The following is an 871-nucleotide window of genomic DNA, read 5'->3' on the forward strand; positions in this document are numbered from 1 at the left end:
CCGAAGGTGGGGTAGATGATTGGGGTGAAGTCGTAACAAGGTAGCCGTATCGGAAGGTGCGGCTGGATCACCTCCTTTCTATGGAGAATCGTTCTCTGCAACGAGAACATTCAAAAAGTCTTCAGGAAGCAATGCTTCCGAAGCAAGCTTTACGATGTAAAGCTGTTCGCTCACTCGTTGGTCAGTTTTGAGAGTTCAACTCTCAACTTGACAGAAATTTCAAACGTTACTTGCGTGACCGTTTAAAATTTCGTCTTTGATCCTTGAAAACTGGATATACGAAACGAAATTTTGCGTTTTAGAAACATTCCTTTAAGCTGAACTTGTGTCAAAAACAAGTTTATAGATTAGTGGTTTGATATTTTCCCATTGGGAAAAGTCATGGTTAAGCTACTAAGAGCACACGGAGGATGCCTAGGCACTAGGAGCCGAAGAAGGACGTGGCGAACAACGATACTGCCTCGGGGAGCTGTAAGCAAGCGTCGATCCGGGGATGTCCGAATGGGGAAACCCGGCTGGATTAATCTCCAGTCACTCATACCTGAATACATAGGGTGTGAAGAGGCAAACCAGGGGAACTGAAACATCTAAGTACCCTGAGGAAGAGAAAACAAAAGTGATTCCGTCAGTAGCGGCGAGCGAACGCGGAGTAGCCCAAACCAGGGAGCTTGCTCTCTGGGGTTGTAGGACGTCTCACATGGAGTTACCAAGGATTAGGGTAGGCGAAGAGGTCTGGAAAGGCCCGCTAGAAGAGGTAAAAGCCCTGTAACCGAAAGTCTAATCCCTCCGAGACGGATCCTGAGTAGTGCGGGGCACGTGAAACCCCGTATGAATCCGGCAGGACCATCTGCCAAGGCTAAATACTCCCTAG

Annotated in this window: 2 rRNA genes; both read left to right on the forward strand. The window is 48.0% G+C overall.

Annotation, left to right across the window (positions count from 1 at the left end):
* A 16S ribosomal RNA gene (locus DMN77_RS23510) occupies positions 1-78 on the forward strand; the annotation flags it as partial.
* 305 nt (positions 79-383) lie between these two features.
* A 23S ribosomal RNA gene (locus DMN77_RS23515) occupies positions 384-871 on the forward strand; the annotation flags it as partial.

It is taken from the genome of Paenibacillus sp. 79R4 (assembly GCF_013393165.1).
GTDB lineage: Bacteria > Bacillota > Bacilli > Paenibacillales > Paenibacillaceae > Fontibacillus.